This window comes from Flavobacterium laiguense, from assembly GCF_003097655.1.
Taxonomy (GTDB): Bacteria; Bacteroidota; Bacteroidia; order Flavobacteriales; family Flavobacteriaceae; genus Flavobacterium; species Flavobacterium laiguense.
Map to the genome: position 1 here is coordinate 1 of NZ_QCZH01000052.1, position 1,691 is coordinate 1,691.

At 39.9% G+C, this 1,691-nt stretch carries 1 protein-coding gene; it reads right to left on the reverse strand.

Translation table 11 applies throughout. From position 1 onward, the window contains the following. Positions 1–93 precede the first annotated feature (93 nt). On the reverse strand, positions 94–1,632 hold the full coding sequence (locus DB891_RS17380; RefSeq protein WP_223256138.1) for an IS1182 family transposase: 1,539 nt from the start codon (positions 1,630–1,632) through the stop codon (positions 94–96). Between the last annotated feature and the right edge of the window lie 59 nt (positions 1,633–1,691).

Genomic DNA, 1,691 nt, shown 5'->3' on the forward strand with positions numbered 1-1,691 from the left:
CGTCAGGCTGTGAAAAAACCTATTTTCCCCATTAAAACCTCCCAATTATTCTATTCTACAGTTCAAATAAAGCCTTTTAAGAAGGCTCTTTTTTTAGGCAACTAATTTAGTTCGACAGAAAACAAACTCGAAATTTAGCTTTAAACATCTCGTTTTTAGCAAAAACAAGACTTTTATCTTGTAGGGTGAGTTCCATTTTTTGAGTTTCTCAATCAGATCGGGAACGCCCAGGATATTGATGCTGCGTTTGATGTTGTAGACAAGCATTATCAGGCTGTGTTCCCCGTTTACTTTTTCTAATCCCGTTAAATTGGTGTGATTGTAACCCCATTGTCGTTTGATGGTACCAAAGATATGCTCGTTTATCTCTTGCCGCTTGCGGTAGAGTTGAGGGTTTTCTTGATATCGTTTGTTGTTTTCTTCTACGGCATCGGCATATTGGCTGCGGTCTATTTCTCTACCTGCTGCTCTGCTGGTACACAAATGCTTTACAGGACATTCTTTGCATTTGGGGGTTCGGTATTTCTTGAACTCATAACTGTCTTTTTCTCTACTTTTCTTATGCCATCTGCCCGTAGTAGTGAGCGTTTCACCCTGTGGACAAGTGTAGGTATCTGTGGTTTTATCGTACTGGAACTTGGCTACCAAATAATCAGGCTGGGTGCCGTTTTCGTTACTTCTTCCTTGGTCGGGTTGCGCCACAATGGTGGTGATATTGGCTTGTTTGCAGGCTTCTATTTCTCGCCCATTATGATAGCCTTTATCTACCAAAGCGGTGTAGGTTTCTAGTTCTAAATTCTCTTTGACTTCGATAGCAATGGCAGACAAGGCATTGCGGTCATTGCGATTAATGGTGTGTGTGGCTACTACCAAATTGTGTTTGGCATCTACTGCCGCTTGTATGTTGAACGAAATCTCAACGACTTGTCCTTGAACCAACAAGGCTCTGGCATCGCTATCGGTAGTGCTTATCTGTGGTTCACCGCTTTCTTTTAGTTTTTCTTCCAGCAATTCATAACGAAGTTTGTTTTTCTTTAACCGTTCTATTTTTTGTTGAATGTTTTGGATTTTTGGAGGGTTTTCTTTTGCATCATTCTCTTCCAAAGCATCAAGATATTCTTGTGTTTTGTTTTCAATGTATTCCAGATGTTTGTCTATTTTCTTTTGATTAAAATTGGCTTTCTTGCTATTGTGTGCTCTGCTTTTGGTACCGTCAATGGCAACGGTTTCGCCACCTATCAAATCGGCATCTTTCAAAAACGAAACAAACAGTTTGAAAAGTTTCTTCAAGGCAAGGGGATTGTTTTTTCTAAAGTCGGAGATGCTGTGGTAATTGGGGCGAATACCTTCTACGAGCCACTGCATTTCGATGTTTCTGAAGGTTTCTCGTTCTAGTTTGCGAGAACTTCTAATTCCGTTGAGATAGCCATATAAATAGATTTTTAGAAATACTTTACTATTGTAACTCGGGCGGCCTTCACTCTTGAGAGTTTGTACGGCAAATCCAAGCTTGGCAAGAGAAACGAGGTCGACAAAAGCGTCTACAAAACGTACTTGATTATCGCGAGATATAGTGTCTTCTAAACTTGAAATACGCATCTGGTGGCGGGAAGTTCCTGGGATATGTTGCATCTTTAAAAATACGAAAAATCCTGTTTTTATACAACTATTTTGCTATATTTGTTCGGAAT

What these genes read in the sequence shown, in the direction of transcription:
- DB891_RS17380 (WP_223256138.1), bottom strand. Translation starts at nt 1,632, where the DNA reads ATGCAACATATCCCAGGAACTTCCCGCCACCAGATGCGTATTTCAAGT.